Origin of the sequence: Microbacterium sp. NPDC087868 (genome assembly GCF_044900755.1) — a bacterium.
Classification (GTDB): domain Bacteria; phylum Actinomycetota; class Actinomycetes; order Actinomycetales; family Microbacteriaceae; genus Microbacterium; species Microbacterium galbinum.
In genome coordinates this window covers 446339-471359 of the sequence record NZ_JBJDNO010000004.1, presented here as the reverse complement: position 1 = coordinate 471359, position 25021 = coordinate 446339, and the positions used below count along the sequence as shown (strand labels likewise).

General features: G+C 70.1%; 21 protein-coding genes. 7 read left to right on the top strand and 14 right to left on the bottom strand.

The annotated features are described in order from the left end of the window. Nucleotides 1-3: 3 nt before the first annotated feature. The 4 genes from ACI2JZ_RS16165 to murI all read right to left on the bottom strand — a co-directional run bounded on the left by ACI2JZ_RS16165 (nucleotide 4) and on the right by murI (nucleotide 3227). The gene (locus ACI2JZ_RS16165) at nucleotides 4-924 is read right to left on the bottom strand and encodes a cation diffusion facilitator family transporter (protein WP_404598511.1); all 921 of its coding nucleotides are present in this window, start codon (nucleotides 922-924) and stop codon (nucleotides 4-6) included. 99 nt (nucleotides 925-1023) lie between these two features. After that, the gene (rdgB, locus tag ACI2JZ_RS16160) at nucleotides 1024-1617 is read right to left on the bottom strand and encodes an RdgB/HAM1 family non-canonical purine NTP pyrophosphatase (protein ID WP_404598509.1); all 594 of its coding nucleotides are present in this window, start codon (nucleotides 1615-1617) and stop codon (nucleotides 1024-1026) included. Between the two features lie 2 nt (nucleotides 1618-1619). After that, a complete protein-coding gene (gene rph, locus ACI2JZ_RS16155; protein WP_404598507.1) occupies nucleotides 1620-2357 on the bottom strand; it encodes a ribonuclease PH in 738 nt (245 codons plus the stop codon). Between the two features lie 33 nt (nucleotides 2358-2390). Then, nucleotides 2391-3227, bottom strand: coding sequence for a glutamate racemase (gene murI, locus ACI2JZ_RS16150; RefSeq protein WP_247624798.1), 837 nt, complete (start codon nucleotides 3225-3227; stop codon nucleotides 2391-2393). Nucleotides 3228-3289: 62 nt separating this feature from the next. Between murI and ACI2JZ_RS16145 the strand changes: the two genes are divergently transcribed. Next, a complete protein-coding gene (locus ACI2JZ_RS16145; protein WP_404598506.1) occupies nucleotides 3290-4615 on the top strand; it encodes a nicotinate phosphoribosyltransferase in 1326 nt (441 codons plus the stop codon). Between the two features lie 16 nt (nucleotides 4616-4631). Here the strand turns inward: ACI2JZ_RS16145 and ACI2JZ_RS16140 are convergent, their stop codons facing one another. From ACI2JZ_RS16140 to ACI2JZ_RS16130, 3 genes are read right to left on the bottom strand one after another with little or no spacing between them, the layout of a single operon-like run. Next, the gene (locus tag ACI2JZ_RS16140; RefSeq protein WP_247624800.1) at nucleotides 4632-4898 is read right to left on the bottom strand and encodes a DUF3039 domain-containing protein; all 267 of its coding nucleotides are present in this window, start codon (nucleotides 4896-4898) and stop codon (nucleotides 4632-4634) included. 40 nt (nucleotides 4899-4938) lie between these two features. After that, nucleotides 4939-6498 (bottom strand): hypothetical protein, encoded by a 1560-nt coding sequence (locus ACI2JZ_RS16135; protein ID WP_404598505.1) that lies wholly within the window; start codon nucleotides 6496-6498, stop codon nucleotides 4939-4941. After that, nucleotides 6474-8249: an ATP-binding cassette domain-containing protein gene (locus tag ACI2JZ_RS16130; RefSeq protein ID WP_404598504.1), complete on the bottom strand. Its 1776-nt coding sequence runs from the start codon at nucleotides 8247-8249 to the stop codon at nucleotides 6474-6476. Before ACI2JZ_RS16130 ends, ACI2JZ_RS16135 begins: the two co-directional genes overlap by 25 nt. A gap of 240 nt (nucleotides 8250-8489) precedes the next feature. Between ACI2JZ_RS16130 and ACI2JZ_RS16125 the strand changes: the two genes are divergently transcribed. From ACI2JZ_RS16125 to ACI2JZ_RS16110, 4 genes are all read left to right on the top strand, one after another. Beyond that, complete coding sequence (locus tag ACI2JZ_RS16125) at nucleotides 8490-9182, top strand: NTP transferase domain-containing protein (protein ID WP_247634340.1); 693 nt, start codon at nucleotides 8490-8492, stop codon at nucleotides 9180-9182. A 96-nt stretch (nucleotides 9183-9278) separates the two neighbouring features. Beyond that, nucleotides 9279-10271 (top strand): hypothetical protein, encoded by a 993-nt coding sequence (locus ACI2JZ_RS16120; RefSeq protein WP_404598502.1) that lies wholly within the window; start codon nucleotides 9279-9281, stop codon nucleotides 10269-10271. A gap of 90 nt (nucleotides 10272-10361) precedes the next feature. After that, entirely contained in the window at nucleotides 10362-11951 is a 1590-nt protein-coding gene (locus tag ACI2JZ_RS16115) for an acyl-CoA carboxylase subunit beta (protein WP_404598501.1), read from the top strand. Continuing rightward, a complete protein-coding gene (locus ACI2JZ_RS16110) occupies nucleotides 11948-12169 on the top strand; it encodes an acyl-CoA carboxylase subunit epsilon (protein WP_404598499.1) in 222 nt (73 codons plus the stop codon). The genes ACI2JZ_RS16115 and ACI2JZ_RS16110 overlap by 4 nt, the downstream gene beginning before the upstream one ends. 29 nt (nucleotides 12170-12198) lie before the next feature. Here ACI2JZ_RS16110 and ACI2JZ_RS16105 read toward each other — a convergent pair whose 3' ends face one another. From ACI2JZ_RS16105 to ACI2JZ_RS16080, 6 genes are all read right to left on the bottom strand, one after another. After that, a complete protein-coding gene (locus ACI2JZ_RS16105) occupies nucleotides 12199-15207 on the bottom strand; it encodes an alpha-mannosidase (RefSeq protein ID WP_404598497.1) in 3009 nt (1002 codons plus the stop codon). Between the two features lie 56 nt (nucleotides 15208-15263). Further along, a complete protein-coding gene (locus tag ACI2JZ_RS16100; protein ID WP_404598495.1) occupies nucleotides 15264-16520 on the bottom strand; it encodes an ROK family protein in 1257 nt (418 codons plus the stop codon). A gap of 277 nt (nucleotides 16521-16797) precedes the next feature. Then, entirely contained in the window at nucleotides 16798-17808 is a 1011-nt protein-coding gene (locus ACI2JZ_RS16095) for a hypothetical protein (protein ID WP_404598494.1), read from the bottom strand. Beyond that, on the bottom strand, nucleotides 17805-19040 hold the full coding sequence (locus ACI2JZ_RS16090; protein ID WP_404598492.1) for a sensor histidine kinase: 1236 nt from the start codon (nucleotides 19038-19040) through the stop codon (nucleotides 17805-17807). Before ACI2JZ_RS16090 ends, ACI2JZ_RS16095 begins: the two co-directional genes overlap by 4 nt. Continuing rightward, complete coding sequence (locus ACI2JZ_RS16085; RefSeq protein ID WP_247624811.1) at nucleotides 19030-19689, bottom strand: response regulator transcription factor; 660 nt, start codon at nucleotides 19687-19689, stop codon at nucleotides 19030-19032. The genes ACI2JZ_RS16090 and ACI2JZ_RS16085 overlap by 11 nt, the downstream gene beginning before the upstream one ends. A 13-nt stretch (nucleotides 19690-19702) precedes the next feature. Further along, entirely contained in the window at nucleotides 19703-20950 is a 1248-nt protein-coding gene (locus ACI2JZ_RS16080) for a class I SAM-dependent RNA methyltransferase (protein WP_247956558.1), read from the bottom strand. A 39-nt stretch (nucleotides 20951-20989) separates the two neighbouring features. On the opposite strand from ACI2JZ_RS16080, the gene ACI2JZ_RS16075 reads away from it, so the two are divergent. Both ACI2JZ_RS16075 and ACI2JZ_RS16070 read left to right on the top strand, forming a co-directional pair. After that, entirely contained in the window at nucleotides 20990-21646 is a 657-nt protein-coding gene (locus tag ACI2JZ_RS16075) for a Maf family protein (protein ID WP_404598490.1), read from the top strand. A 78-nt stretch (nucleotides 21647-21724) separates the two neighbouring features. Continuing rightward, a complete protein-coding gene (locus ACI2JZ_RS16070; protein ID WP_404598488.1) occupies nucleotides 21725-23491 on the top strand; it encodes an acetyl/propionyl/methylcrotonyl-CoA carboxylase subunit alpha in 1767 nt (588 codons plus the stop codon). A 60-nt stretch (nucleotides 23492-23551) separates the two neighbouring features. Here ACI2JZ_RS16070 and ACI2JZ_RS16065 read toward each other — a convergent pair whose 3' ends face one another. After that, complete coding sequence (locus ACI2JZ_RS16065; protein ID WP_404598487.1) at nucleotides 23552-25000, bottom strand: NAD(P)H-quinone dehydrogenase; 1449 nt, start codon at nucleotides 24998-25000, stop codon at nucleotides 23552-23554. Between the last annotated feature and the right edge of the window lie 21 nt (nucleotides 25001-25021).

Genomic DNA, 25021 nt, shown 5'->3' with positions numbered 1-25021 from the left:
CCCTCAGGCGTGGCGCGGCTCGCAGTCCGACTGCTCCGCCGGTTCGATCTGGAACGTCGAGTGCTCGACGTCGAAGTGCTCGGCGAGGCATCCCTGCATCTCCGAGAGGAGCCTGGTCGATCGTCCGTCGGCGAGGATCGCCGGGTCGACGAGCACGTGCGCGCTGAACACCGGCGCGCCACGGGTCAGTTGCCAGACGTGCACGTCGTGCACCCCGACCACACCGTCGTAGCCGAGCAGGTGCGAGCGGATGTCGGCCACCGCCATCCCCTTCGGCGCCGACTCGGAGAGCACCGAGAAGACCTCCCGCAGCAGAGAGATCGCCCGCGGGATGATGAGGATCGCGATGAACATCGAGGCGATGGCATCCGCCGGCATCCAGCCCGTCGCCACGATCACGATCGCCGCGACGATCACGGCCGCCGAGCCGATCAGATCTCCCATCACCTCGAGGTACGCCCCGCGCACGTTGATGCTGGTGCGCTGCGCGCGGCTGAGCAACCACATCGAGACCGCGTTCGCCAGCAGGCCGACCACCGCGACGACGAGCATCAGCGGACCCGCCACCTCGACCTCGCCCGGGTCGATCAGGCGGCCGACGGCCTCGAACCCCACCCACCCCGCGAGCAGGATCAGGATGATCGCGTTGATCAGCGCGCCGAAGACCTCGGCCCGCTGATATCCGAACGTGCGACGGTCATCGGCGGGGCGCGCGGCCACCGCCGCGGCGATGAGCGCGATCACGAGTGCCGAGGCGTCCGTGAACATGTGCGCGGCGTCGGCAAGGAGCGCCAAGGAACCGGTCAGCAGAGCGCCGACAACCTGCACCACCATGATCGTCGCGGTGAGGCACAGCGAGATCGTCAGAAGACGCCGGTGGCCGGCCGAGCGGATGCCGCCGGCAGCGGGAGCGTGATCGTGCATGCCTCCAGGCTAAGCGCGGAATCAGCCGTTCAGCCGCGATTTCGCTAGTCGGGAAGGGTAACGAGAACCAGTCTCATCTCGTTCTGCCCGAGCCCGCGCTCAGAGGTCGGCGAGCAGCGGCGCCAACTCCTCGAACGCGCGGGCGCGATGGGACTGCGCCTGCTTCTCCCCGTCGGTGAAGTCCCCGACCGAGCGCTCCTCCCCCGCCGGCTGGCCGTCGGGGATGAAGATGGGGTCGTACCCGAACCCGCCCCCGCCGGAGGCGGCGTGCGCGAGCCGCCCGGGCCAGATACCGGTGACGACCTTCTCGGCACCGTCGGGTGAGACGAGCGCGATCGTCGAGGTGAAGTGCGCGGCGCGATGCGGGTCGGCGATGTCGCGCAGCTGATCGAGCAGCAGCTCGAGGTTGGCGACGGCATCCTTCTTCTGCCCCGCCCAGTAGGCGGAGAACACGCCCGGCGAGCCGCCGAGCACGTCGACGCAGATTCCCGAATCGTCGGCGAGCGCCGGAAGTCCGGTGTGCGCGGCCGCGGCTCGAGCCTTGATCAGCGCGTTGTCGGCGAAGGTCACTCCGTCCTCGACCGGTTCGGGTCCGTCGTAGCCGACGACTTCGAGGTCGGGGCGCACCCGGGCGACGATCTGCTGGAACTCGGCGACCTTGTGCGGATTGTGCGTGGCCAGGACGACCTTCATCGTCACTCGGCCGCCAGTGCGGCGATCTGCCGCTCGGTGAGGGTCGCGCAGCCGTCGACGCCGAGCTGCAGCAGCGCGTCGAGTTCGCGCTTGTCGAAGGGCGCACCCTCGGCGGTGCCCTGCACCTCGACGAACAGTCCGCGACCGGTGACGACGACGTTCATGTCGGTCTCCGCGCGCACGTCCTCGACATATGCCAGATCGAGCATGGGCTCTCCATCGATGATCCCGACCGACACCGCGGCGACCGAGTCGAGCAGCGGGGTGGAGTTGCGACCGATGAACTTCTTCTCGCGTCCCCACTCGATCGCGTCGGCGAGGGCGATGTACGCGCCCGTGATCGCCGCGGTGCGCGTGCCGCCGTCGGCCTGCAGCACGTCGCAGTCGATCACGATCGTGTTCTCGCCGAGCGCCTTGGTGTCGACGACCGCACGCAGCGCGCGCCCGATCAGGCGGGAGATCTCGTGGGTGCGCCCGCCGATGCGTCCCTTCACGCTCTCGCGGTCGTTGCGGCTGTTCGTGGCGCGAGGGAGCATGGCGTACTCGGCGGTCACCCACCCCTTGCCCTTGCCGGTGAGCCAGCGCGGAACGCCGTTGGTGAAGGATGCCGTGCACAGCACCTTCGTCCCGCCGAAGCTGATCAGCGCGGAGCCCTCGGCCTGAGAGCTCCATCCGCGCTCGATCGTGACCTCGCGGAGCTGGTCGGTGGAGCGGCCGTCGGCACGCACGATGTCAGACATGGGCTTCCTTCGTTTCGGGGAGAGGGGTACCGCTCAGCGCGGCTCGGAGAGGGAGTCGGGAAGGGGAATGACGCCGGTCTGGACGAGCTGCACGTCGCGCACCTCGCGACCCATCAGGCGGTTCGCGAGCGCGGTGAAGTCCGAGGCGGAGTCGCCCGTGGCCTCGTACACGTACCGCGCGGTCGCGTCGGGCGGGGCGAGCAGATCGCCGCGGACGAGCTGACGGTAGACGTCGCCGGCCGTCTCGTCATCGCTCGACACGAGCGTGACGCCCTCGCCCATCACGTAGCTGATGGCGCCGCGCAGGAACGGGTAGTGGGTGCAGCCGAGCACGAGCGTGTCGACCTCCGCTTCGCGCAGCGGCGCGAGGTACTCCTCGGCGACGGCGAGCACCTCCGGGGTGCCGGTGATGCCCGCCTCGACGAACTCGACGAAGCGCGGGCAGGCCGCGGTGAACACCTGCAGCCGCTCGTTGACCTCGAGCATGTCCTGGTACGCGCGCGAGCCGATCGTGCCGACCGTGCCGATCACGCCGATGCGTCCGTTGCGCGTCGTCGAGACGGCCCGCCGAACCGCGGGCCCGATGACCTCGACCACCGGCACGTCGTAGCGCTCGCGCGCATCGCGGAGCATGGCCGAGGATGCCGTGTTGCAGGCGATCACGAGCATCTTCACGCCCTGGTCGACGAGCGTGTCGAGCACCTCGAGCGAGTAGCGGCGCACATCGGCGATGGGCTTCGGCCCGTAGGGCGAGTGGGCGGTGTCGCCGATGTAGACGAACGACTCGCGGGGCAGCTGGGCGCGGATGGCCCGCGCCACCGTGAGCCCGCCGACACCGGAGTCGAAGATACCGATCGGCGCGTCGTTCATGACTCCCCAGCCTAGTCGCGACGACACGGCCGCAGGTGAGCCGCGCTCACTAAACTGAGCGCATGACCTCGTCGACGGCGCTGCTCACCGACCGCTACGAACTCACGATGCTCGCCGCATCGCTGCGCGACGGGACCGCATCGCGCCCGAGCGTGTTCGAGCTCTTCTCACGCCGCCTCTCGGGCGGACGCCGGTTCGGGGTCGTCGCCGGCACCGGGCGCCTGCTCAGCCTGGTGCGCGACTTCCGCTTCGGTGACGACGAGCTTCGTTTTCTCCGCGACAACGACGTGGTCGATGCGGCATCCCTGCGCTACCTCGAGGATTACCGGTTCACCGGATCCATTCGCGGCTACCGCGAGGGCGAGCTGTACTTCCCCGGCTCCCCCATCCTCACCGTCGAGGGCAGCTTCGCCGATGCGGTCGTCCTCGAGACGCTGGCGCTGAGCGTGCTCAACCACGACTCGGCCGTCGCCACGGCCGCCTCGCGCATGAGCATCGCGGCGGGCGAGCGCCCCCTCGCGGAGATGGGATCGCGACGCGCCGCCGAGCGGTCGGCCGTCGCGGCCGCCCGTGCCGCCTACATCGCCGGGTTCCGGTCGACGAGCAATCTCGAGGCCGGCCGCACGTGGGGCATCCCGACGATGGGCACCGCCGCGCACTCCTGGACGCTGCTCCACGACAGCGAGGAAGAGGCCTTCCGGTCGCAGATCGAAAGCCTCGGAACCGACACCACGCTGCTCGTCGACACCTACGACATCCCGACGGGCGTGGAGACGGCGATCCGCGTCGCCGGCACGGGCCTCGGCGGGGTGCGCATCGACTCCGGCGACCTGCCCACCGTGGCGGCCGCCGTGCGCGAGCAGCTCGACGCTCTCGGCGCGACCGAGACACGCATCACGGTCACGAGCGACCTCGACGAGTACGCCATCGCGGCCCTCGCCGCGTCGCCCGTCGACGCCTACGGCGTCGGTACGTCGGTGGTCACGGGATCGGGATATCCGACGGCCAGCATGGTCTACAAGCTCGTCGCCCGACAGGATGCCACGGGTTCGTGGATCGGCGTCGCCAAGGCTTCCGCGGACAAGGCGTCGCACGGCGGCCGCAAAGCCGCCTTCCGTCGCCTCGAGGACGGCGTCGCCACCGCGGAGGAGGTTCTCGTCGCCGACGGCTTCGAGAAGCTGGACGGGCCGGCATCCTCCGTCGGGGGGCGCCCGCTCCAGGTGACGTTCATCGACCACGGCGAGATCGACTCCGCGCACGAGGGCGCCGCGGGAACGGCATCCGCCCGCGAGCATCACCTCCGCGTCCGTGAGGAACTGCCGGTGCGCGCGCTCGCGCTGAGCAAGTCCGACCCGGCCATCCCCACCGTCTACATCGACGTGGAGTGAGATCGCGCCCGCGCGGTCAGCGCGTCATCGACTCGTAGATCTCCTTGCACGTCGGGCAGATCGGGAACTTCTCGGGGTCGCGCCCCGGCGTCCACTTCTTGCCGCAGAGTGCGCGGACCGGCTTGCCGGTGATCGCCGACTCGAGGATCTTGTCCTTCTTCACGTAATGCGAGAAACGCTCGTGGTCACCCGGCTCGAGATTCTCCTCTCGGAGGAGCTCTTCCAGTTCGCGATCAAGCGTTGCCACGCCGCCCTGATCGGGGCTGTCCAGCGGAGTACTCATCCCGTGAGTCTAGCCGCGTCCACGCGTGCGCGGGGCGGCGTCACGCGGTCTCGACGAACTCCATGAGGCGTTCCCCACTGCGTTCGAAGATGAGGCCGCCGACGACCGCTCCGATGACGAAGACACCGACGCCGGTACCGAGGCCGGCCCAGAACGTCGCCATCGCCTGCTCCTCCCCCGAGAGGAGGTTCGAGGCGAAGAGCCAGATGACCGGACCGCTGACGAGGATCGCCCCGAGGAATGCGACGGCCGGCCCGTAGGCGCCGCGCGACGTCGGACGCTGCGGTTGCTGGAACGGACTGTCGCCCGGGCGTGACACCGCGTACGGCGCGACGACCGACACGATGCTCGACAGGCCGAGGGCCGAGAGCAGCAGGCTGGATCCGAGACCGATCAGCGGCAGCAGCAGATGCCAGTCGTCGATGACGAGGAGCGTGAGCGGAACGGCGATCGCCAGGACCGGAATCGACACCAGGAGAACGGGGACCAGGCGCCCGAGCCGATCGGGCAGCCCGCGCACACCGCTGGCGACGTGCGTCCACAGGGCCGTCGAGTCGTAGGCGACGTCGTTGTGCGGCAGCCATCCGAAGAAGAGCGCCATCACGGGGACCGGCACGAGGGCGGCGATCTCGAGCGGTACTCCGGCGACCAGGAGCGGGAGCACCGTGAGGACCCCCGCGACCGGGACGACGATCACGTTGACGATGTAGCGGCGGTCGCGCAGCCAGTACACGAGGCTGCGCGAGGCGATGGCTCCGAAGGCCGTCGACGGCAGGAGGGCGAACCACCCGAGACCGGTGCGTTCGCGCGCGGCCACGGGCCGCTCGGTCGTCGTGAGCAGGCGGCGGACCAGCCATTCCCACACCACCCAGAACCCCGCGAGGGTCACGACGGCGATGAGGCCGATGAGCCACGCCGTCGAGCTCTCGGGCGCCTGGAACAGCGCGCCGGGTGCCGCTCCGAGCGGGGTGAGGGAGAGCACTCCCGTCAGCGAGATCAGGGATGCCGGCACCTCCCCGTCCCACCGGAACGACGCGAGGAACACGGCGACCGGGAACGCGACGACGAGCAGCGCGAGCACGAACAGTGCCGTGAGCTCGCGCGAGCGCCGTTCGGGCAGCAGCAGCGCATTGACCGCCATGCCGATGCGCGCGACCAGGATGGTGCTGACGATGCCCACCACCGCCATCCCGACCGCGAGCGGCCACGCGACGCCGAGCTGCACCGCCACGATGCCGACGCTGAGGTACACGGCCAGGAGAGCCAGGCTCGGGACGCTGATCAGCGACGCGACGACGAGGATCCACGGCATCTGACGCTCGTCGACGCCGAAGACGGCGAAGCGGCGAGGATCGAGCTGGTCCACGGCTCCCACGAGGATCGGGCCGATGAGGAAGCCGAGGAGGATCGCGGCGCCGCCGAGGACGGTGACCGTGCGGGCGACGCCGAGCGGTGCGCCGGAGAGGCTGAGCACCGAGGTGCAGACGACGACCGTGATCGCCACGACGACGAGGAAGGACAGGATCGACCGCGTCCGGCGCTCGCCGCGCAGCGATCCGAGCAGAAGGGCGAGCCTCAGTCGGAGAACGTGTGCAGCCACTCGAGCCCCTCCACCTCTCCGATACCGCCGGAGAGCTCGACGAAGCGCGCTTCGAGCGTCTGGCCCGCCCGCACCTCGTCGATCGTCCCCTCGGCGAGCACTTCGCCGTCGACGATGATCGCGACGCGCGAGCACACCCGCTCCACGAGATCCATCCCGTGGCTCGACAGGATGACGGTGCCGCCGTGCGCGACGTACGCCCGCAGGATGTCGAGGATCACCGCCGAGGAGACGGGGTCGACCGATTCGAACGGCTCGTCGAGCACGAGCACGCGCGGCGAGTGGATCATCGCCCCCGCGAGCATGACCTTCTTGGTCATACCCGCCGAGTAGTCCGAGACGACGCGACCGAGCGCATCCCCCAGATCGAAGGCGCGCGCGAGATCGGCGACGCGCTTCTCGATCACGTCGGAGGCCAGGCCCCGCAGGAGCCCGTAGTAGTAGAGGAGCTGACGGCCGGTCAGACGGTCGAACGTGCGCAGGCGATCGGGGAGGACGCCCATCACCCGCTTCGCCGCCTGGGAGTTCGTCGCCTGGTCGATGCCGCAGATCACGACGCTCCCGGCGTCGGCGCGCAGCAGCCCCGCGATGATCGACAGCGTCGTCGTCTTACCGGCTCCGTTGGGTCCGACGATGCCGTAGAAGGAGCCCGCCGGCACCGACAGGTCTATGCCGTGCACGGCACGATTGTCGCCGAAATGCTTGACGAGCCCGCGGATGTGCAGAGCCTCGACGTCCGACGCAGCGGGGGCGGCCGATTCCGCGGCGACGGCGGATGCCTCGGACCGGACGTCCGTGGCCTCGACATCGGGCCCGGCTTCGGTGGTCTCCGGCTCGACAACCTCCGCCTCAGCGATCTCGAGCTCGACGACCTCGGCCTCGACGACCTCGGGCTCGACGACCTCCGTCTCAGCGATCTCCGCCTCAGCGATCTCAGGCTCGACGATCACCTCGTCGACGCCGACAGTCGCTCCGACACCGACCGTCCCGTCGACCTCGACCACCGCCTCAGGCGGGTCGATCCGGGTCGACTCGATCGTGACGGGAGCCTGCGGCTTCGGCTCGGCGACCTCCGCGGACTCAGCCGCAGCCGCATTCGCCGCGGCCGCCTTCGCCGCAGCGGTCCTCGCGGCGGCAGTCTTCGCCGCGGTCGTGCGAGTGGAAGCGGCGCGTGATGCGGCGGTGCGTGCCGTCGACTTCGCCGCCTGAGCCTTCGTCGCCGCGGTCTTCGCCGCAGCGGTCTTCGCCGCTGTCGACTTGGCTGCCGTCGACTTCGCCGCCGTCGACTTCGCTGCAGCCGATTTCGCGGCCGCTGTCTTCGCTGCCGTGGTCTTCGCCGCAGCGGTCGTGCTCGCGGCGGTCGTCTTCTTCGCCGCCGCCGACTTGGCTGCGGCCGTTTTCGCCGCAGCGGACTTCGCGGGTGTACGCGTCGTCGTGGCACGCGCTCCGGCAGCCGGCCGCGCGGGAACCTTCTTCTCGATCGGGCCCGCCGCCGAGACGGGCTCGATGACGACGTCGGTGCCCGCAGCGGCCTTCTCCGCCGCAGCCTTTGCCGTGCTCGGGCGCTTCGCGGGCGTGCGGGCTGCGGGAGTCTTCTTCGCGGCGTTCGTGCGGGCCGCGGAAGCCTTCTTCGCCGTCGGGGAGGACGCGGATGCCCGCTTCGACGTCGCCGTCCGCTTCTCCGGGGTCGCCTTCGATTCGGTCGTGGGGTCTTCCGCCTTTTCGGGGCGGGCGTCGGGGGAAGCAGTCACGGGTTCTACGGTATCAACGCGAGCCGACTTCCCCGGGGTCGGTCGCAACATTCACCCTGACAATCACCCGGGCGCCTTCCCCGACGTCGACCCTGGGTATACGGTGTGGACTGGGTCACGAAACGGCAACGGGCGCCGTGAGACCCGGTGTTTCCCAGGGTCCATCGCTAGCATGAACGCGGCACGACGAAGTGTCCGGCTGGTTAACCGGCCATGAACACACCTTCCAAAGGAGCACTCGTGACTCTTCAGACCGTCATCCTCGCAGCCGGCATGGGCTCGCGCCTGGGCCGTTCGCTGCCCAAGCCGCTCACCGAACTCGGCGACGGCCGCACGATCATGCGCCAGCAGCATGACAACATCCGCGCCGCGTTCGGCACCGACGCGCGCATCACCACCGTGGTCGGCTACCGCGCCGAGACCATCATCGAGGCCTTCCCCTCCGCCAACTACGTGCACAACGAGCGCTACGACGAGACCAACACCTCGAAGAGCCTCCTGCGCGCCCTCGGCGCGACCGGACGCGGCGGCGTGCTGTGGATGAACGGCGACGTCGTCTTCGACCCGATGATCCTCGGCCGAGCGGCCTCGTTCATCGAGCGCGATCAGTCGTTCGTCACGGTCAACACCTCCAAGGTCAGCGACGAAGAGGTGAAGTACACGGTCACGGCCGAGGGCTTCATCAAGGAGCTGTCGAAGACCGTGACCGGCGGCCTCGGCGAGGCCGTCGGCATCAACTACATCTCGTCGGCGCAGAAGAAGGCGTTCATGCGCCAGCTGCAGCGCGTCGACGACCAGGACTACTTCGAGCGTGGCCTCGAGCTCGCGATCGCCGAGGACGGCCTGCTGCTCGAGCCGATGGACGTCTCCGACCTGTACGCGGTCGAGGTCGACTTCGCCGAAGACCTCGAGCGGGCGAACCTCTTCGTCTGAGTCGCTGTCGAGAGCCTCCAGCGAAAACGCCGGGAGCCGCACCCTCAGGGGTGCGGCTCCCGGCGTTTTCGCGGGCGGGGTTCCTAGGATCGTGACATGGCCCCGAAGGTGCACAAGATCCACTCCCTCCCGGACGACGCCCCGTGGGACAAGGGCATCCCTCCGACGGGATCGCCCGAGCATCCGTTCGTCGTCCGTGGCCTCGATCGCGTGCTCTCGATCCAGCGCCCACTGGTGCTCGCGCACATCCGCAGCATCCGTCTGCGCAATCCCCATGCGTCACCCGCCGAGATCGTACGGATCCTCGAACGGCGCTACCTCGCCGCCGTCACCACCGGTGGGGCAGCGGTCGGGGCCACAGCCGTCGTACCGGGGATCGGCACCGGCGTGACGCTCGCGCTCTCCGGCGTCGAGACGGTCGGCTTCGTCGAGTCGACCGCCCTGTTCGCGCAGTCGGTCGCCGAGGTGCACGGCATCGCGGTCGCCAACCCCGATCGCGCCCGGGCGCTGGTGATGACCCTGATGCTCGGCAAGGAGGGCGTCGACCTGGTCGGGCAGCTCGCCGGTCAGGTCGCCGGCCGCGGCGGTACCCGGAACGCCTACTGGGGCGAGCTCGTGACGAAATCCCTCCCCCGTGCCGCCGTCGGACCGCTCGTCGATCAGCTCAAGAGCATGTTCGTGAAGCAGTTCGCCGCGCGCGGCGGCGCCTCCTTCCTGGGCAAGGCGCTACCGTTCGGAGTGGGCGCGGCGATCGGCGGCGCGGGCAACCACATCCTCGGCCGACGCGTGCTGACGACCTCGCACCGCGCGTTCGGCGCCGCTCCCCTCGACCTCCCGCCCGAGCTCGAACCCGTCGCCGGTGCCGAGAAGGTCGAACTCCGCGTGCTCCGCGGCGCGCGCTACGCGGGTTCAGCGGTCGCGGGCGCGGCCGGCACGGCGGTGCGCGGGGTGGGGTGGGCGGGTCGTAAGGTCGGCGAACTGACCACCCGTCGCGGACGCGGCGCGAGCGGAGAGCTGGAGTCCGATTCCGCCCCACGCGGCGACCACGAACTCCCCGAGAATCCGGGCGCCGTCGGTCCGCCGCGCTGATCGGACAGAGAGCACCTCACCAAAGGATCACGCCACCCGTTGTGGCGAGCATCCAACAGGCCGAGCCGCGGCGACGATAGTGTGGAATCCGTGACGGACAAGCCCGACCTCTTTACCACCGCCGGCAAGATCGCGGATCTGCGCGCTCGCTACACCGAAGCCGTCGTCGACGCAGAAGCGAAGGCGAAGGAGAAGCAGCACGCCAAGGGCAAGATGACCGCCCGCGAGCGCATCGAGCTGCTCGTCGATCCCGGGAGCTTCGTCGAGTTCGACGAGTACGTGCGCCACCGCACGACCGCGTTCGGCATGGATCGCTCCCGGCCCTACGGCGACTCGGTCGTCACCGGTGTCGGCACGATCAACGGGCGCACGGTCGCGGTCTACTCGCAGGACTTCTCGACGTTCGGCGGCTCGCTCGGCGAGGTCGCCGGCGAGAAGATCATCAAGGTCATGGAGTTCGCACTGGCGGGCGGCATGCCCTGCATCGGCATCCTCGACTCGGGAGGGGCGCGCATCCAGGAGGGTGTCGTCGCGCTCGGCAAGTACGGCGAGATCTTCCGCCTGAACACCCGCGCCTCCGGTGTCATCCCGCAGATCTCGATCATCATGGGCCCGGCGGCCGGCGGCGCGGTGTACTCCCCCGCCCTCACCGACTTCGTGATCATGGTCGACAAGACGAGCCAGATGTTCGTCACCGGCCCCGACGTCATCAAGACGGTCACCGGCGAAGACGTCGGCATGGAGGAGCTGGGCGGTGCGTACACGCACAACACCCGCTCCGGTGTCGCGCACTACCTCGCGGAGGACGAGGACGACGCGCTCGACTACGCGCGCACTCTGCTCAGCTTCCTGCCGGACAACAACATGGCAGAACTCCCCTCGTACGAGGGTGTCTTCGAGTTCGAGACGACGGATGCCGACCGCGCGCTGAACACGATCATCCCGGACTCGGCCAACCAGCCGTACGACATCCACACGGTGATCGAGCACGTCGTCGACGAGGGCGACTTCCTCGAGGTTCAGCCGCTCTTCGCGCCGAACATCGTCATCGGCTTCGGCCGCATCGAGGGACGCTCGGTCGGCATCATCGCCAACCAGCCCTCGCAGATGGCGGGAACGCTGAACATCGAGGCCGGCGAGAAGGCGAGCCGCTTCGTCCGCTTCTGCGATGCGTTCTCGATCCCGATCGTGACGCTCGTCGACGTTCCGGGCTACCTGCCCGGAACCGACCAGGAGTGGACCGGCGTGATCCGACGCGGAGCCAAACTGCTCTACGCGTACGCCGAGGCCACCGTGCCGCTGGTGACCGTCATCCTGCGCAAGGCCTACGGCGGCGCCTACATCGTGATGGGCTCGAAGCAGCTCGGCGCCGACGTCAACCTCGCGTGGCCGACCGCCGAGATCGCGGTCATGGGCGGCCAGGGCGCCGTGAACATCCTCTACCGGGGTGAGATCAAGAAGGCCGAGGAAGCCGGCGAAGACGTCGCCGCCGTGCGCACCCGCCTCGCGAACGAGTACACCTACAACGTCGCCTCGCCGTTCCTCGCCGCCGAGCGCGGCGAACTCGACGGCATCATCGAGCCGGCGAACACGCGCGTCTCGATCGCCAAGGCACTCCGCGCCCTGCGCGGCAAGCGCGCTGAACTGCCGCCGAAGAAGCACGGGAACATCCCGCTGTGATCGACGAGAGGGACGAGCGCCCGGCGCTCGAGATCACCCGCGGCACGGCGACCGAGGAAGAACTGGCCGCGCTCATCGCGGTGGTCAGCGACGCATATGCGGCCGAGGAATCGGATGCCGTCGCCGAGGAGCCGGTCGTCTCGGCGTGGACGCGCACGCAGCGCTCCCTGCGCAAGCCGCTGAGCAGGGACATCCCTTGGGGACGCTTCGCCCGCTGAGCACCGCCGGGCTCTCCCGGAACCGTGGATCAGCGCGCGAAGCGCAGCGTGACCAGCTGGAACGGCCGCAGCGACAGCTCGACGCCCGTCGCGACGCCGGTGACCGCCGCCCGCGGTGTCTCCCGCTCGAGGAGGTCGGTCTCCACGACCGACCCGAAGTCGAACGACGGCGTGACCTCCCCCACCGCCCGTCCGCCGTGCGCTTCGTACAGCCGCACGATGACATCACCGCTCCGGTCCTCCGCGAGCTTGACCGCCTCGATCACGATCGCGTCCGACGACACCGCGAATAGCGGCGCGACGGGGCCAGAGCCGCGCAGCGAGCGTGCGGGCAGATTCAGGCGGTACCCCTCGCGCACGGCATCCGCGATCCCCGCATCCGGACGGATGCCGACGCGGAAGGCGTGTCGTCCCTGATCCGCCTCCGGATCGGGGAACAGCGGCGCCCGCAGCAGGGAGAGCCGTACCGTCGACGCCGTTCCGCCGCCCTCACGGGGCGCTCGCGTGATGTCGTGGCCGTAGGTCGAGTCGTTCGCGATCGCGACCCCGAAGCCCGGTTCTCCGAGGTGCACCCAGCGGTGTGCGACCGTCTCGAAACGGGCGACGTCCCACGACGTGTTGGTGTGGGTGGGCCGGTGCACGTGACCGAACTGGATCTCGGATGCCGCACGATCGCTGTGCACGTCGAGCGGGAAGCCGAGCTTGAGCAGCTTCTGGCGCTCGTGCCAGTCGACGATCGTCTCGATGTCGAGGCTCGGGGACCCCGCCGCGAGCGTGAGGACCTGAGTGATGCGGGACGCACCGAACTCCCGGTCGATCCGCACGACGGCGGCGGTCGGGTGCGCGACGACCTCGATCGCCACGACATCCCTCAGCTCGACGGCGTGCCGGCGGTAGTGCTCGTCGATGTCCCAGGCATCCCATGCCGTGGGGGTGTCGCGGTGCAGCGTCAGCAGGTTCCCGCGCTCCCCCGTCGGGATCGTCTCGCGCCCGGTCGCACGCACGCTCAGCGAGGAGATGAGCCCATCGGCATCCACCACGACCCGCAGATGCTCGTTCTCGAGCACGATCTCCTCGCCATGCCGTCCGGCATGTGCCGCCGCATTCGCGGACTCCGCGACGCCGATCGCCAGGCCGGGCACACCACCCGACGGGTAGGGGCTCGCGTTGGCGACCAGTTCCACCTCCCCGCGGCCTGCGACGACCTCGAACGCGGTGTCGATGAGGCCGTCGAGCGTCTCGAGGACCTCCGCGTAGCGGCGCTCGGCCTCGCGGTGCACCCAACCGATCGAACTGCCGGGAAGGATGTCGTGGAACTGCTGCAGGAGCACGGTCTCCCACGCCTCCTCCAACGCGTCGTACGGGTACTCGGCACCCGCCAGCGCCGCGGCCGTCGCCCACAGCTCGGCCTCGCGCAGGGCGTGCTCGCTGCGCCGGTTACCGCGTTTCGTGCGCGCCTGCGAGGTGTAGGTGCCGCGGTGGAACTCGAGGTACATCTCCCCCGACCACACCGGCGGATCGGGGTACTCGGCCTCGGCCGTCTCGAAGAAGCACCGCGGATCGGAGAGGGTCACGGTCGGTGATCCCTCCAGCGATCGCAGTCGTGCGGCGGCGGCGAGCATCTCGCGGGTCGGCCCGCCTCCGCCGTCGCCGTATCCGAAGGGCACGAGCGAGGCGGTCGCCGCGCCCTTCTCGGCGAACTGGCGCTCGGCGCGGGCGAGATCCGCACCCGAGAGCTGCGAGTTGTACGTGTCGACCGGCGGGAAGTGCGTGAAGATGCGGGTGCCGTCCAGACCTTCCCACGTGAAGGTGTGATGGGGCATCGTGTTCGTCTCGTTCCACGACATCTTCTGCGTCAGCATCCACCGCGACCCGGCGGCCCGCGCGATCTGCGGGAGCGCGGCCGAGTATCCGAACGAATCGGGCAGCCAGACATCGAGGGGCTCGACCCCGAACTCCTCGAGGAAGAAACGCTTTCCCCGCACGAACTGGCGCGCGAGGGCCTCGCCTCCCGGCATGTTCGTGTCGGACTCCACCCACATGCCGCCCGCGGGGTGGAATCGACCGGCCGCGACGGCGGCGCGCAACCGCTCGAAGAGCTCGGGCTGGAACCGCTTCATCCAGGCGTACTGCTGCGCCGACGACGCCGCGAACGAGAACTCGGAGTCCTCTCCGATCAGCGAGAGGACGTTCGAGAACGTGCGCGCCACCTTGCGCTGCGTCTCGCGCACCGGCCACAGCCACGCGGAGTCGATGTGGGCGTGCCCGACCGCGTGGGCGGAGTGCGCGGACGCGGATGCCGGGCGGCCGAGAACCTCCGAGATTGCGACGCGCGCATCGGCGACGGTGCCGGCGACGTCGTCCGGATCCGTCGCGTCGACCGCGTGCTCGAGGGCGCGCAGGATTTCGGCGCGGCGGGAGGAGCTCTCGGGGAGCTCGGCGCGCAGACCGTCGAGCACCGCGATGTCCTGCAGAAGTTCCCAGACCGTGAGGTCGAGCACGGCCACGTCGGCACGACGCAGCTCGTACAGCGGTTCGTCGCCGGCGGAGTCCCACTCCCCGAGCGGCGTGGGGCCGAAGGTGCGGAACCCGTCGCCCACGTCCGGGTTCGCCGCCGCCTCGAGGTAGAGCTCGATCGCATCGCCCGGAGCACCGTCGAGCGGCACGTAGGCGTTGCGCGGCTCGACCGCCTTGACGATGGATCCGTCCGGCCGGTACACCGTGCCCTCGGCCTGGAACCCCGGCTGCGCGCCGTGGAAGCCGAGGTCGAAGACGAGTTCGGCCCGCTGCCCGGCATCCGTCGTCGGGATCGTCCCGGTCACCCGCAGCCACATCGTGCTCCAGGCACGCCCCCACGGCGAGCCCACGGCGAAGGGGGCGTACGTCTGCCCGACCGCCTCGGCGAACGGCACGGGTTCATCCGGGACCCGCCAGGCCTCGAGAGTGAGCTCGTGCGAGTGTGCGTACAGCGCGGGCTCGAGGCGCTCCCGCACGAACCGGCGGATGCGTGCTTCGACCAGTGAGGAGTTGTCGTGCATGACGGGTTTCCGATCGACGATGACGGAGGAACACCCGAATACTACATCGATTGGATTTAAGGAGCCACAGGCACGTCCGAGCGCTCCGACAGCATCAGCGTCGAGCTCCGCGGGGTGAGCGCCCGATCGAGCACCACGCAGGCCGCCCCCACGGCTCCCACGTCGGCACCCACGACCGTGCCGTCGATCGGGATCTCCCGCAGCGCTCGCGTCGCGCTCAGCCGCTGCACGTGCTCCGAGATCTCGGCGAGGTAGACCTCCGAGACGTACCCCCAGAAGGGTCCCCCGAGCACGATGCGCTCCACGTCGAGGACGTCGGTGAGCACCACCAGGAGGGCGGCGGTGCAGCGCGCGGCACGGCCGAGGATTCCCGCGGCGGCCACCTCCCCCTGTTCCGCCCGCGCACATACGTGCGCGAATCGCGCCTCGAGCGCACCGGGCTCGTCATCGTCGCCCTCCGCAGACAGCACCCCCGCACGCACCGCTTCCGCCACGATCGACTGCGGCGTGCACGTGACGGCGACGCATCCCCGGGATCCACAGGCGCACGGCGGCCCCTCAGGATCGACCACGATGTGCCCGATCTCGCCGAGGTTGCCCGTGCGTCCGCGCGTGACATCGCCGTCGCGCGCGAGCGCCGCACCGAGGCCCGTGCCGAGGTAGAGGAAGACGAACGAGTCGTCCACGGGACCTCGGCGCGTCCAGAGCTCACCCACGGCCGCCGCAGCGGTGTCCTTCTCCAACGCCACCGCGAACCCGGTCGCCGCCGACAGCAGCTCACGCAGGGGCACCCGGCGCCATCCGCGCAGCATGGGCGGGTCGACCACGGTCCCGTTCGCCTCGTCGAGGGGTCCGGGAGCGGCGAGTCCGATACCGAAGATCCGCGAGCGATCGACACCGACCTCGGTGATGAGGGCATCGATCGCGCGAGCCATCTCGTCGATGATTCGCCCGGGTTCGGGTGATCCCACCGGGATCAGGCGCCGCGCGACCACCGCGCCGGCGAGGTCGAGGAGCACCACCGTCACCACGGCGGGATCGAGATGGACACCCACCGAGTACCGGCTCTCCGCGACCAGACGGAGCAGGACGCGGGGCTTTCCCGGGCCGTTGATGGCGCGCCCGGCCTCGGCGATCAGTCCCTCGTCGAGGAGGCGGCGGGTGATGTTCGTGAGCGTCTGCGCGGAGAGTCCGGTGGTCGCGGCGAGCTCCGTACGGCTCAGCGCCTCACCCGCGCGGCGGATCGCCTCGATCACGACCGCCTGATTGAAGTCGCCCATTCGGGGCAGGTTCGTTCCGCGCCGCGTGCTCATCCGGCCATCCTCCCGCATCCGCGCACCTATGTCCCCCAAAATACCTACAGACACGGGGGTTGCGAGCCGCGAAACTAATAGAGACGCTTCGCGTTCGATCGGTCTCTCTGTCCCAGGGTAGACAGACGGTGATCGATCATCCGCGGCTGGTTTTCGGGTAACTGAGCCGCATGGCGAGGGGCTGGCGATATCGCCGCCCCTCGCCCATTCTCACTTCCTCTTCGACTCCGGCACCCTCCCCCAGCCGGAGCCGAAGAGAAGCGCCATCGCCGATGGTTCAGCCGCGGGCGGCACTGCGCGGGATCTCGTGCCACACGTCGACGGAGTCGTCGTCGCGCGATGATCCCGACCCCACACGCCCGACCACCGTCACCGCTGTGCGATCGTCCTTGGCGGAACGGATGATGAGGCGTCCCGCGTGGGCCCCCGCCAGGACGCCGGCGAGCTCGTCCCGGATCTCGATGCGACGCGCCTCGTCGACCCCCTCGAGACCGCCCTCGTCGAACACCGTGACGACCGCGCCGCGCCGACGCGCCGCTTCGATCGCATCGCGGACCGCATCGTTGAGCAGGTCGGCTCCGCGCAGCTCATCACGCAGGCGCCCCTCGGCGAGCCGGGCATCGAGACGCTCCTCCTCGGTCAGAGAGCCACGCGTCGCCACCGCGCGGCTGAGCACGGGGCCGGCGACCGCGAGCGCGAACTGTGTGCGCACGCGACGCTCCCGCTGACGCACGAGCTGGGTGGCGTGCCAGGCCGACACGGCCTGCTGGATCTCGGCGAGGCGCTCGGTGTCGCGCACCGCCCGGTCCCAGAACCACACCAGGAGGTTCGCGACGACCACCCACATGATCGATCCGACCAGGCCGAAGTTGAGAAGGGACTCGAGGAAGCCCAGGAAGACCGACGACGTCGCCACCAGGAGAAGGAGGATCAGCCAGCCCGTCAGGAACCGCCGCCGGACGATGAGGATCACGCTGAGCAAGCCCACGCCGCCGATGTACCAGGTGGCGAAGGGGGCGGTCCGCCCTGCCTCGTTCAGCGAGAACGTCACCGCGATCGGGATGATCACGCTGACGATCACCGCCAGCGTCGCCGTCCACAACGGCAGCTTCACCGTTTCCGGAGAGCCGAGGATCGCGAGGTTGACGACCAGGAGGTAGAGCGCGATCGCGAGCACCATGAGCAGCGGTGCCGTGGGCTGCACGATCCACCACACGGCGCGCGCAGCGAAGTACAAGGCGAAGCCGACCGCGAGAGACGTCGCGACGCTGCGGACGGTCCGGTTCATGAGGCGCTCCAGCCCAGGGTCACGGTCGTGCCCCTGGCATCCGAATCGATCCGAGCCCTTCCGGCCACGCCGGCCATGCGCGCGAGGATCGACGCGCGGATCCCCAGGCGGTCCTCGCCGATCGCCGTGAGGTCGAACCCCGCTCCGGTATCGCTCACGATCACGCGGATGCCGTCGTCACCCTGCGAGTCGGCGAGGATGTGGAGTCCCCGCCCGCCCGCGTGCGTCACCGCGTTGCCGATCGCCTGACGCGCGGCGAGCACGAGCGCGCGCGCCACGCGGCCGGGAATCGCCCCGGGAGTACCGGTCTCCTCGACGATCGCGTCCACGCCCATCTCCGACAGTGCCCGACGCAGCTCCGACACGATCTGGCTGACGGCGACCGGCTCATCGCTGCCCTCCTGGGCGACCGCCGCCTCGGTGTTGGCGAGACGGGTGAGCGCCTCGCGCGCCATCGCCACCGCGAGTTCCTTCGCCCTGTCGCTCTCGGCCCGCTCGGCGGCGATCAGCGCCGCGAGCACGCTGTCGTGCATGAGCGCCGACATCGCGATGCGCTCCTCCTCCGCGGCGGCCGCCGCCGCCGCTGCCGCGTAGGAGGCGACTGCGTGCCCTCGCGCGTCGTCGACGCCCGCGGCGACCGAGCGGAACATCCACCCCAGCGAGATGATGACGATGCCGAGGATCAGCGTGAAAGAGACATCGAACGCCGTCGTGGTCCAGAACTCGCGGGAGAACTCCCCCTGCACGAGCCGCACGTAGCCGTAGACGAACGGCACGGCCACCGCCCAGGCGTACTGCACGCGCACCGGGAAGGCGAGCATCGCGGCCACGACGCCGACGTTGACGAAGAAGAAGATCCACGGCTGTTTGGCCGCGAGCCCGTCGCCGATCGTCACGACGTTGGGCCAGGCGGCGAGCACGAGCACGTACGTGACGGCGAAGACGCCGGACGCGACACGGACTCCCCGGCCGATCAGGCAGCAGACCAGCATCACCGCGAACGGCACGTAGACGAGGAAGACGATGACGGCGTGGCCGACGTTCGCATCCGCGAGGGAAGGGATCGCGACGAACAGCGCCTGCACGCCGAGCGCCGTCGACCCGATCGCGACGACCGTGGCGAGGATGCGCTCCATGCGCTTGCCGGTGAACCGTTCGAATTCGGTCTCGGCCGCTCCGGGAGACGGGATCTGGTTCCACGCCTCGCGGATGCTGAGGGACTCAGCGGCCACTCGACGCCCCGTCTGGTTCGACGATGCCGTCTTCCATCGCGCGGCGGAGCAAGTCGACCTTCGTCGGCGCCGGGCGCCCGACCTCGACGTACTTCACGCGGATGCGGGTGATGTTCTCCTTGGCCGTCGAGTAGGCGACACCGAGACGCTCGGCGACCGCCTTGAGCGGCAGCCCGGCGGCGTACAGGCGGAGCACCTCGCGCTCGCGGGTCGAGAGCTGCGCGTCGGCGAAATCGCGGTCGCCGTCGACCGCGCTCGCCCACTCGACGTTGTTGAGCGCCTCGCCGTGGGCGACGGTGCGGATCGCATCGAGCACGTCGTCGAGCGCGGAGGACTTGCTCACCACGCCCGCGGCTCCGGCGGCGAGCGCCTCTCGGACCGCGGCCGGACGATCGGCGACGCTGTGGATGACGACGCTCGCGCCGTCGGTGACCAGCGAGGTCACGTTCTCGGTGACCGTCGTCCCGTCGCCGAGGGTGAGATCGAGCACGACGACCTCGGCGGGTGCCGCGCCGGATGCGGCGCGCCAGTCGAGGTACGACACGACCGTGCTGCCCGAGAAGACGATGGTCTGCCCGTCGCGCGCGCACGCCGCTTCGAGTCCCAGGCGGACGGACTCGTGATCATCGATGAGGGCGACCGTGCTCATCCCCACAGCCTAGTCAGCGGGTGAGCAGCGCGACGACCTCGAAGTGATGCGAGTGCGGGAACAGATCGAACCCGCGCAGCCGGTCGACATTCCAGCCGAGCCCCCGGAACGTGCCGAGGTCGCGTGCCAGGGCGACCGGATCGCAGGCGACGTAGGCGATCGCCTCCGGAGCGAGGGCGTGCACCGCCTCGACGACCTGGCGGCCGGCGCCCGCGCGCGGCGGGTCGAGGATGACGGCTCCGCTGCGTCCGCCTCCGGTGCGCGTGGCGAGGAACCGGTCGACCCGCGCCGTCACGGCGTTCACCGCGAGCGGGGCGAGGTTCTCGGCGGCATGCTGGGTCGCCCGGGCGCTCGATTCGACGGTCACGATGTCGGTGCCGCCGAGATCGGCGAGCGTCGCGGCGAACAGGCCGACCCCGCCGTAGAGGTCGAAGTGCGTCGCCCGCTCGTCGACGTGCCCGTCGAGAAGGCCGTAGACCGCCGCATCCAGAACGGATGCCGCACGCGGATGCACCTGCCAGAACCCGGTGGAGTCGACCGCGAACCGCCGGTCGTTCACGACCTCGTGGATCACCTCGGGAGCCGGGCGGCGTCGGAACCCGCGGGCGACCTTCGCCGGACGCTCGGTGGCGTCGCGGCGGATGACCCGCACCGTGCCGTCGGCCGGTTCGACGAGTTCGATGCGCCCCGGGGCCTCTCCGTGCAGGGAGAGTGCGGCCTCGGCGATCGCCGGCCGCGCGAGCGGGTGGGAGGTCACGGGGATCACGCGGTGGCTGCGGGCCGCGTACGGACCGACCTGCCCCGCGTCGTCGACGTGCAGCGTGACACGCGTGCGCCAGCCGCTCCCGTCGCCCGATTCGACGGCCTCGATCTCGGGGGCCTCGAGACCCGCGCCGGCGAAGCGGTCGAGCGCTTCGGTCAGCACCTGCCGCTTGAGGACGCGCTGGTGGTCGAGATCGATGTGCCCCAGATCGGCTCCACCCGGACGATCGGCGGGATCACGGGTCACGTCGGCCTCTGCCCAGAGGTGCGGACGACGGTGCTCGGACGCGTCGAGCACCTCGACGGTCTCGGCGCGCCAGAAGCTGCGGGTCGAGGCATCCGCTCCCTCGCCGGGCGCGATCAGCCGGGCACGGACGCGCTCGCCCGGGATGGCGTCGGAGACGAAGACGACGCGTCCTTCGTGGCGGGCGACGAAGGTGCCGCCGTGCGCGATCCCCGTGATGTCGAGGTCGAGCAGGTCCGCATCGGGGGAAGTCATCCTTCGAGGATACGGCGGTCCACGGATACGGTGGACCACATGCGCGTCTGCCTCGCCTCCACCTCTCCCGCCCGTCTGATGCTGCTGCGACAGGCGGGGATCGAGCCGCTCACCCTCTCCCCCGACGTCGACGAGGACGCGGTGGCGGCGGCCGCCGCGGCCGAACGGGGAGCGGAGCTGCCCCCCGCGGAGCTCGTGCTGCTGCTGGGACGGGCCAAGGCCGCCGATGTCGCCCGTCGCCTCTCGTCCGAGGACCCCTCCTTCGATGGCATCGTGATCGGGGGCGATTCGATGTTCGAGCTCAACGGACGCGTCTACGGCAAGCCCTACACGGCGGAGGAGGCGACGCGCCGCTGGCGCGAGATGCGCGGCGCCACCGGCGTGCTGCACTCCGGACATTCGGTCTTCCGCGTCTCGCCCGGCGCGGAGCCGGTCGAGGCCACCGCGACGGCCGCGGCATCCGTCACCTTCGCCGACGACATCTCCGACGCGGAGATCGCGGCCTACGTCGCCTCGGGCGAGCCGTTGCTGGTCGCGGGCGCCTTCACCGTCGACAGCCTGGGCGGGGCGTTCATCACCCGGGTCGACGGCGATCCATCGACCGTGGTGGGGATGTCCCTCTCAACCGTGCGGCGCCTCGCCGCCGACCTCGGCGTCGTCTGGACGGACCTCTGGAACACCCCGACCACGTCGTAGACTCCCCTCCACGTTCTCGGCTCTTTCTTGTGGGGAGTCGTCAAATGGATCCCCCTGCTTCTCGCTAGGCTGGCAACCATGCCTGCTATCGCCAAGGTGCTCATCGCCAACCGCGGCGAGATCGCCGTCCGCATCATCCGCGCCGCCCGGGATTCCGGAATCGCCTCGGTCGCCGTCTACGCCGACCAGGACCGTGACGCGCTGCACACGCGACTCGCCGACGAGGCCTACGCACTCGGAGGCGCGACGAGCGCCGAGACGTACCTCCAGATCGAGAAGATCCTCTCCGTCGCCCGGCGCGCCGGTGCCGACGCCGTGCACCCCGGATACGGCTTCCTCGCCGAGAACGCCGAGTTCGCCCGCGCCGTGATCGGTGCCGGACTCATCTGGATCGGCCCGTCGCCCGAGGCCATCGAGGCCCTCGGAGACAAGGTCACCGCGCGCCACGTGGCGGAGAAGGTGGGCGCCCCGCTCGCCCCCGGCACGCCCGGTCCGGTCGAGACCGCCGACGAGGTCGTGGCCTTCGCGAAGGAGTTCGGCCTGCCGATCGCCATCAAGGCGGCCTACGGCGGCGGCGGGCGCGGCCTCAAGGTCGCCCGCGAGCTCGACGAGGTCGCCGAGCTGTTCGAGTCGGCCACGCGCGAGGCCGTCGCGGCCTTCGGTCGCGGCGAGTGCTTCGTCGAGAAGTACCTCGACAAGCCGCGCCACGTCGAGACCCAGTGCCTGGCGGACGCCGAGGGCAATGTCGTCGTCATCTCGACCCGCGACTGCTCGCTGCAGCGTCGCCACCAGAAGCTCGTCGAGGAGGCGCCCGCGCCGTTCCTCACCGACGAGCAGAACGCCCAGCTCTACGCCGCATCGAAGGCCATCCTCAAGGAGGTCGGCTACGTGGGCGCCGGAACCTGCGAGTTCCTCATCGGCGCCGACGGCACGGTCTCGTTCCTCGAGGTCAACACGCGCCTCCAGGTCGAGCACCCGGTCTCCGAGGAGGTCACCGGCATCGATCTCGTGCGCGAGCAGTTCCGCATCGCCGCCGGCGGCACGATCGACTACGCCGACCCCGAGCCCCAGGGCCACTCCTTCGAGTTCCGCATCAACGGCGAGGACCCGGGTCGCGGCTTCCTCCCCCAGCCGGGCCCCGTCCACGTCTTCAAGACCTTCGGCGGTCCCGGCATCCGTCTCGACTCCGGCGTGACCGCCGGCGATGCGGTCTCGGGCGCCTTCGACTCGCTGCTGGCGAAGATCATCGTCACCGGCAAGGACCGCGAGGAGGCGCTGGAGCGCTCGCGCCGCGCGCTCGACGAGTTCGAGGTCGCGGGTCTCCCCACCGTGCTCCCCTTCCACCGCAAGGTCGTGCGCGACCCCGCCTTCACCGCCGAGAACGGCGAATTCGGCATCTTCACGCGCTGGATCGAGACCGAGTTCGTCAACGACATCCCTGCGTGGGACGGCGAGCTCGAGGCCCCGGCACCGGGTGCCGGTCGCCACACGGTGGTCGTCGAGGTCGCGGGCAAGCGCCTCGAGGTCAGCCTGCCCGACCGCGTGGCCGTCGCAGCCGGTAGCACCGGGCGCCCGGCCGCCGTGCCGCCGGCGCGTCGCAGCCATGCCACCACCGCCAACGCGGGCGCCTCGGGCGATGCGGTCAAGTCGCCCATGCAGGCGACGGTCGTCAAGATCGCCGTCGAAGAGGGGCAGCAGGTCGTCAAGGGCGACCTCGTCGTCGTGCTGGAGGCCATGAAGATGGAACAGCCTCTGCAGGCCCACAAGGACGGCGTCGTCGGCAACATCAATGCGGATGCCGGTGCCACCGTCTCCGCCGGGCACCAGCTGCTCACGATCAGCTGACCATCCCGCGAACACGCGAAAGGCGCCCCACCGAGGTGGGGCGCCTTTCGCGTCGTCCGGTCAGGAGATGTTGAATAGGTGCATCGCCCGGCTCGCGTCCGTGATGCTGCTGGACAGCGAGGGGTACGCCGCGAAGACGCGCGAGACCTGATCGACCGTGAGGCGCCGCTCGACGGCGATCGCGATCGGGTAGATCAGCTCGGAGGCCTTCGGGGCGACGATCACGCCGCCGATGACGGTTCCCGACCCCTTGCGGGCGATGAGCTTCACGAAGCCGTCCTTGATGCCCATCATCTTCGCGCGCGGGTTCGCCGCCAACGGGAGCTTGTAGACCATGCCGTCGGCCACGCCGTCCTCGACGTCCTTCTCGGAGTACCCGACGGTCGCGATCTCGGGCGCGGTGAAGATGTTCGAGGTGATCTTGATCTGCTCCAGCGGGATCACGATGTCGCCGAGAGCGTGGAACACGGCCGTACGGCCCTGCATCGACGCGACGGAGGCCAGTGGGAAGAAGTTCGTGCAGTCGCCCACCGCGTAGATGTTGGGGACCGAGGTGCGCGCCACGCGGTTCACTCGGACGTGCCCCTGCTCGGTGAGCTCCACGCCCGCCTCGGCCAGACCGATGTCGGCGGTGTTGGGGATGGATCCGACCGCCATGAGGCAGTGGCTGCCGTCGACCGTGCGGCCGTCGGAGAGCGTGACGGTGACGCCGTCCTTCGTGGTCTCGACCTTGTCGGCGCGGGCCTTCGAGAGCACGGTCATGCCACCGCGCTTGAAGACCTTCTCGAGCACGCGGGCGGCATCCTGGTCTTCGCCGGGAAGCACCTGGTCGCGACTGGAGACGAGCGTCACCTTCGCACCGAGGTTCATGTACGCGGAGGCGAACTCGGCGCCGGTGACACCCGAGCCGACCACGATCAGGTGCTCCGGGAGGGACTTCATGTCGTACAGCTGCGTCCACGTGAGGATCCGTCGGCCGTCGGGCTTGGCGGAGTCCAGCTCGCGGGGAGCCGCGCCGACCGCCACCACGATGGTGTCGGCCTCCACGCGGTCGAAGTCGGTGCCGCCCTGACCGGTCGAGACGACGATCGCGTCGGAACCCTCCAGCCGCCCGTGACCGGAGAGGATGCGCACACCCGCCTCGAGGAGGGTCGCCCGCATGTCCTCCGACTGCTGCCCGGCGAGCGCCATCAGGCGCTTGTTGACGGCAGCGAGGTTGATCGCGATCTCGGGCTTGAGCGGCTTGCCCTTCTCGCCCTTCGCGTAGAACTGCACACCGAGGTCGCTCGCCTCGGAGATCGCGACCGCGGCATCGGCCGTCGCGATCAGGCTCTTCGACGGCACGACGTCGGTGAGGACTGCCGCACCGCCCACGCCGACGCGCTCGACCAGGGTCACCTCGGCTCCGAGCTGAGCGGCAGCCAGGGCCGCCTCGTAACCGCCGGGACCGCCGCCGAGGACGGCGACGCGCTGAGTGCGCTCGAAAGGGGTGGAAGACATGAAAGCCATTCTTCCGCAATCTTGGCAGCC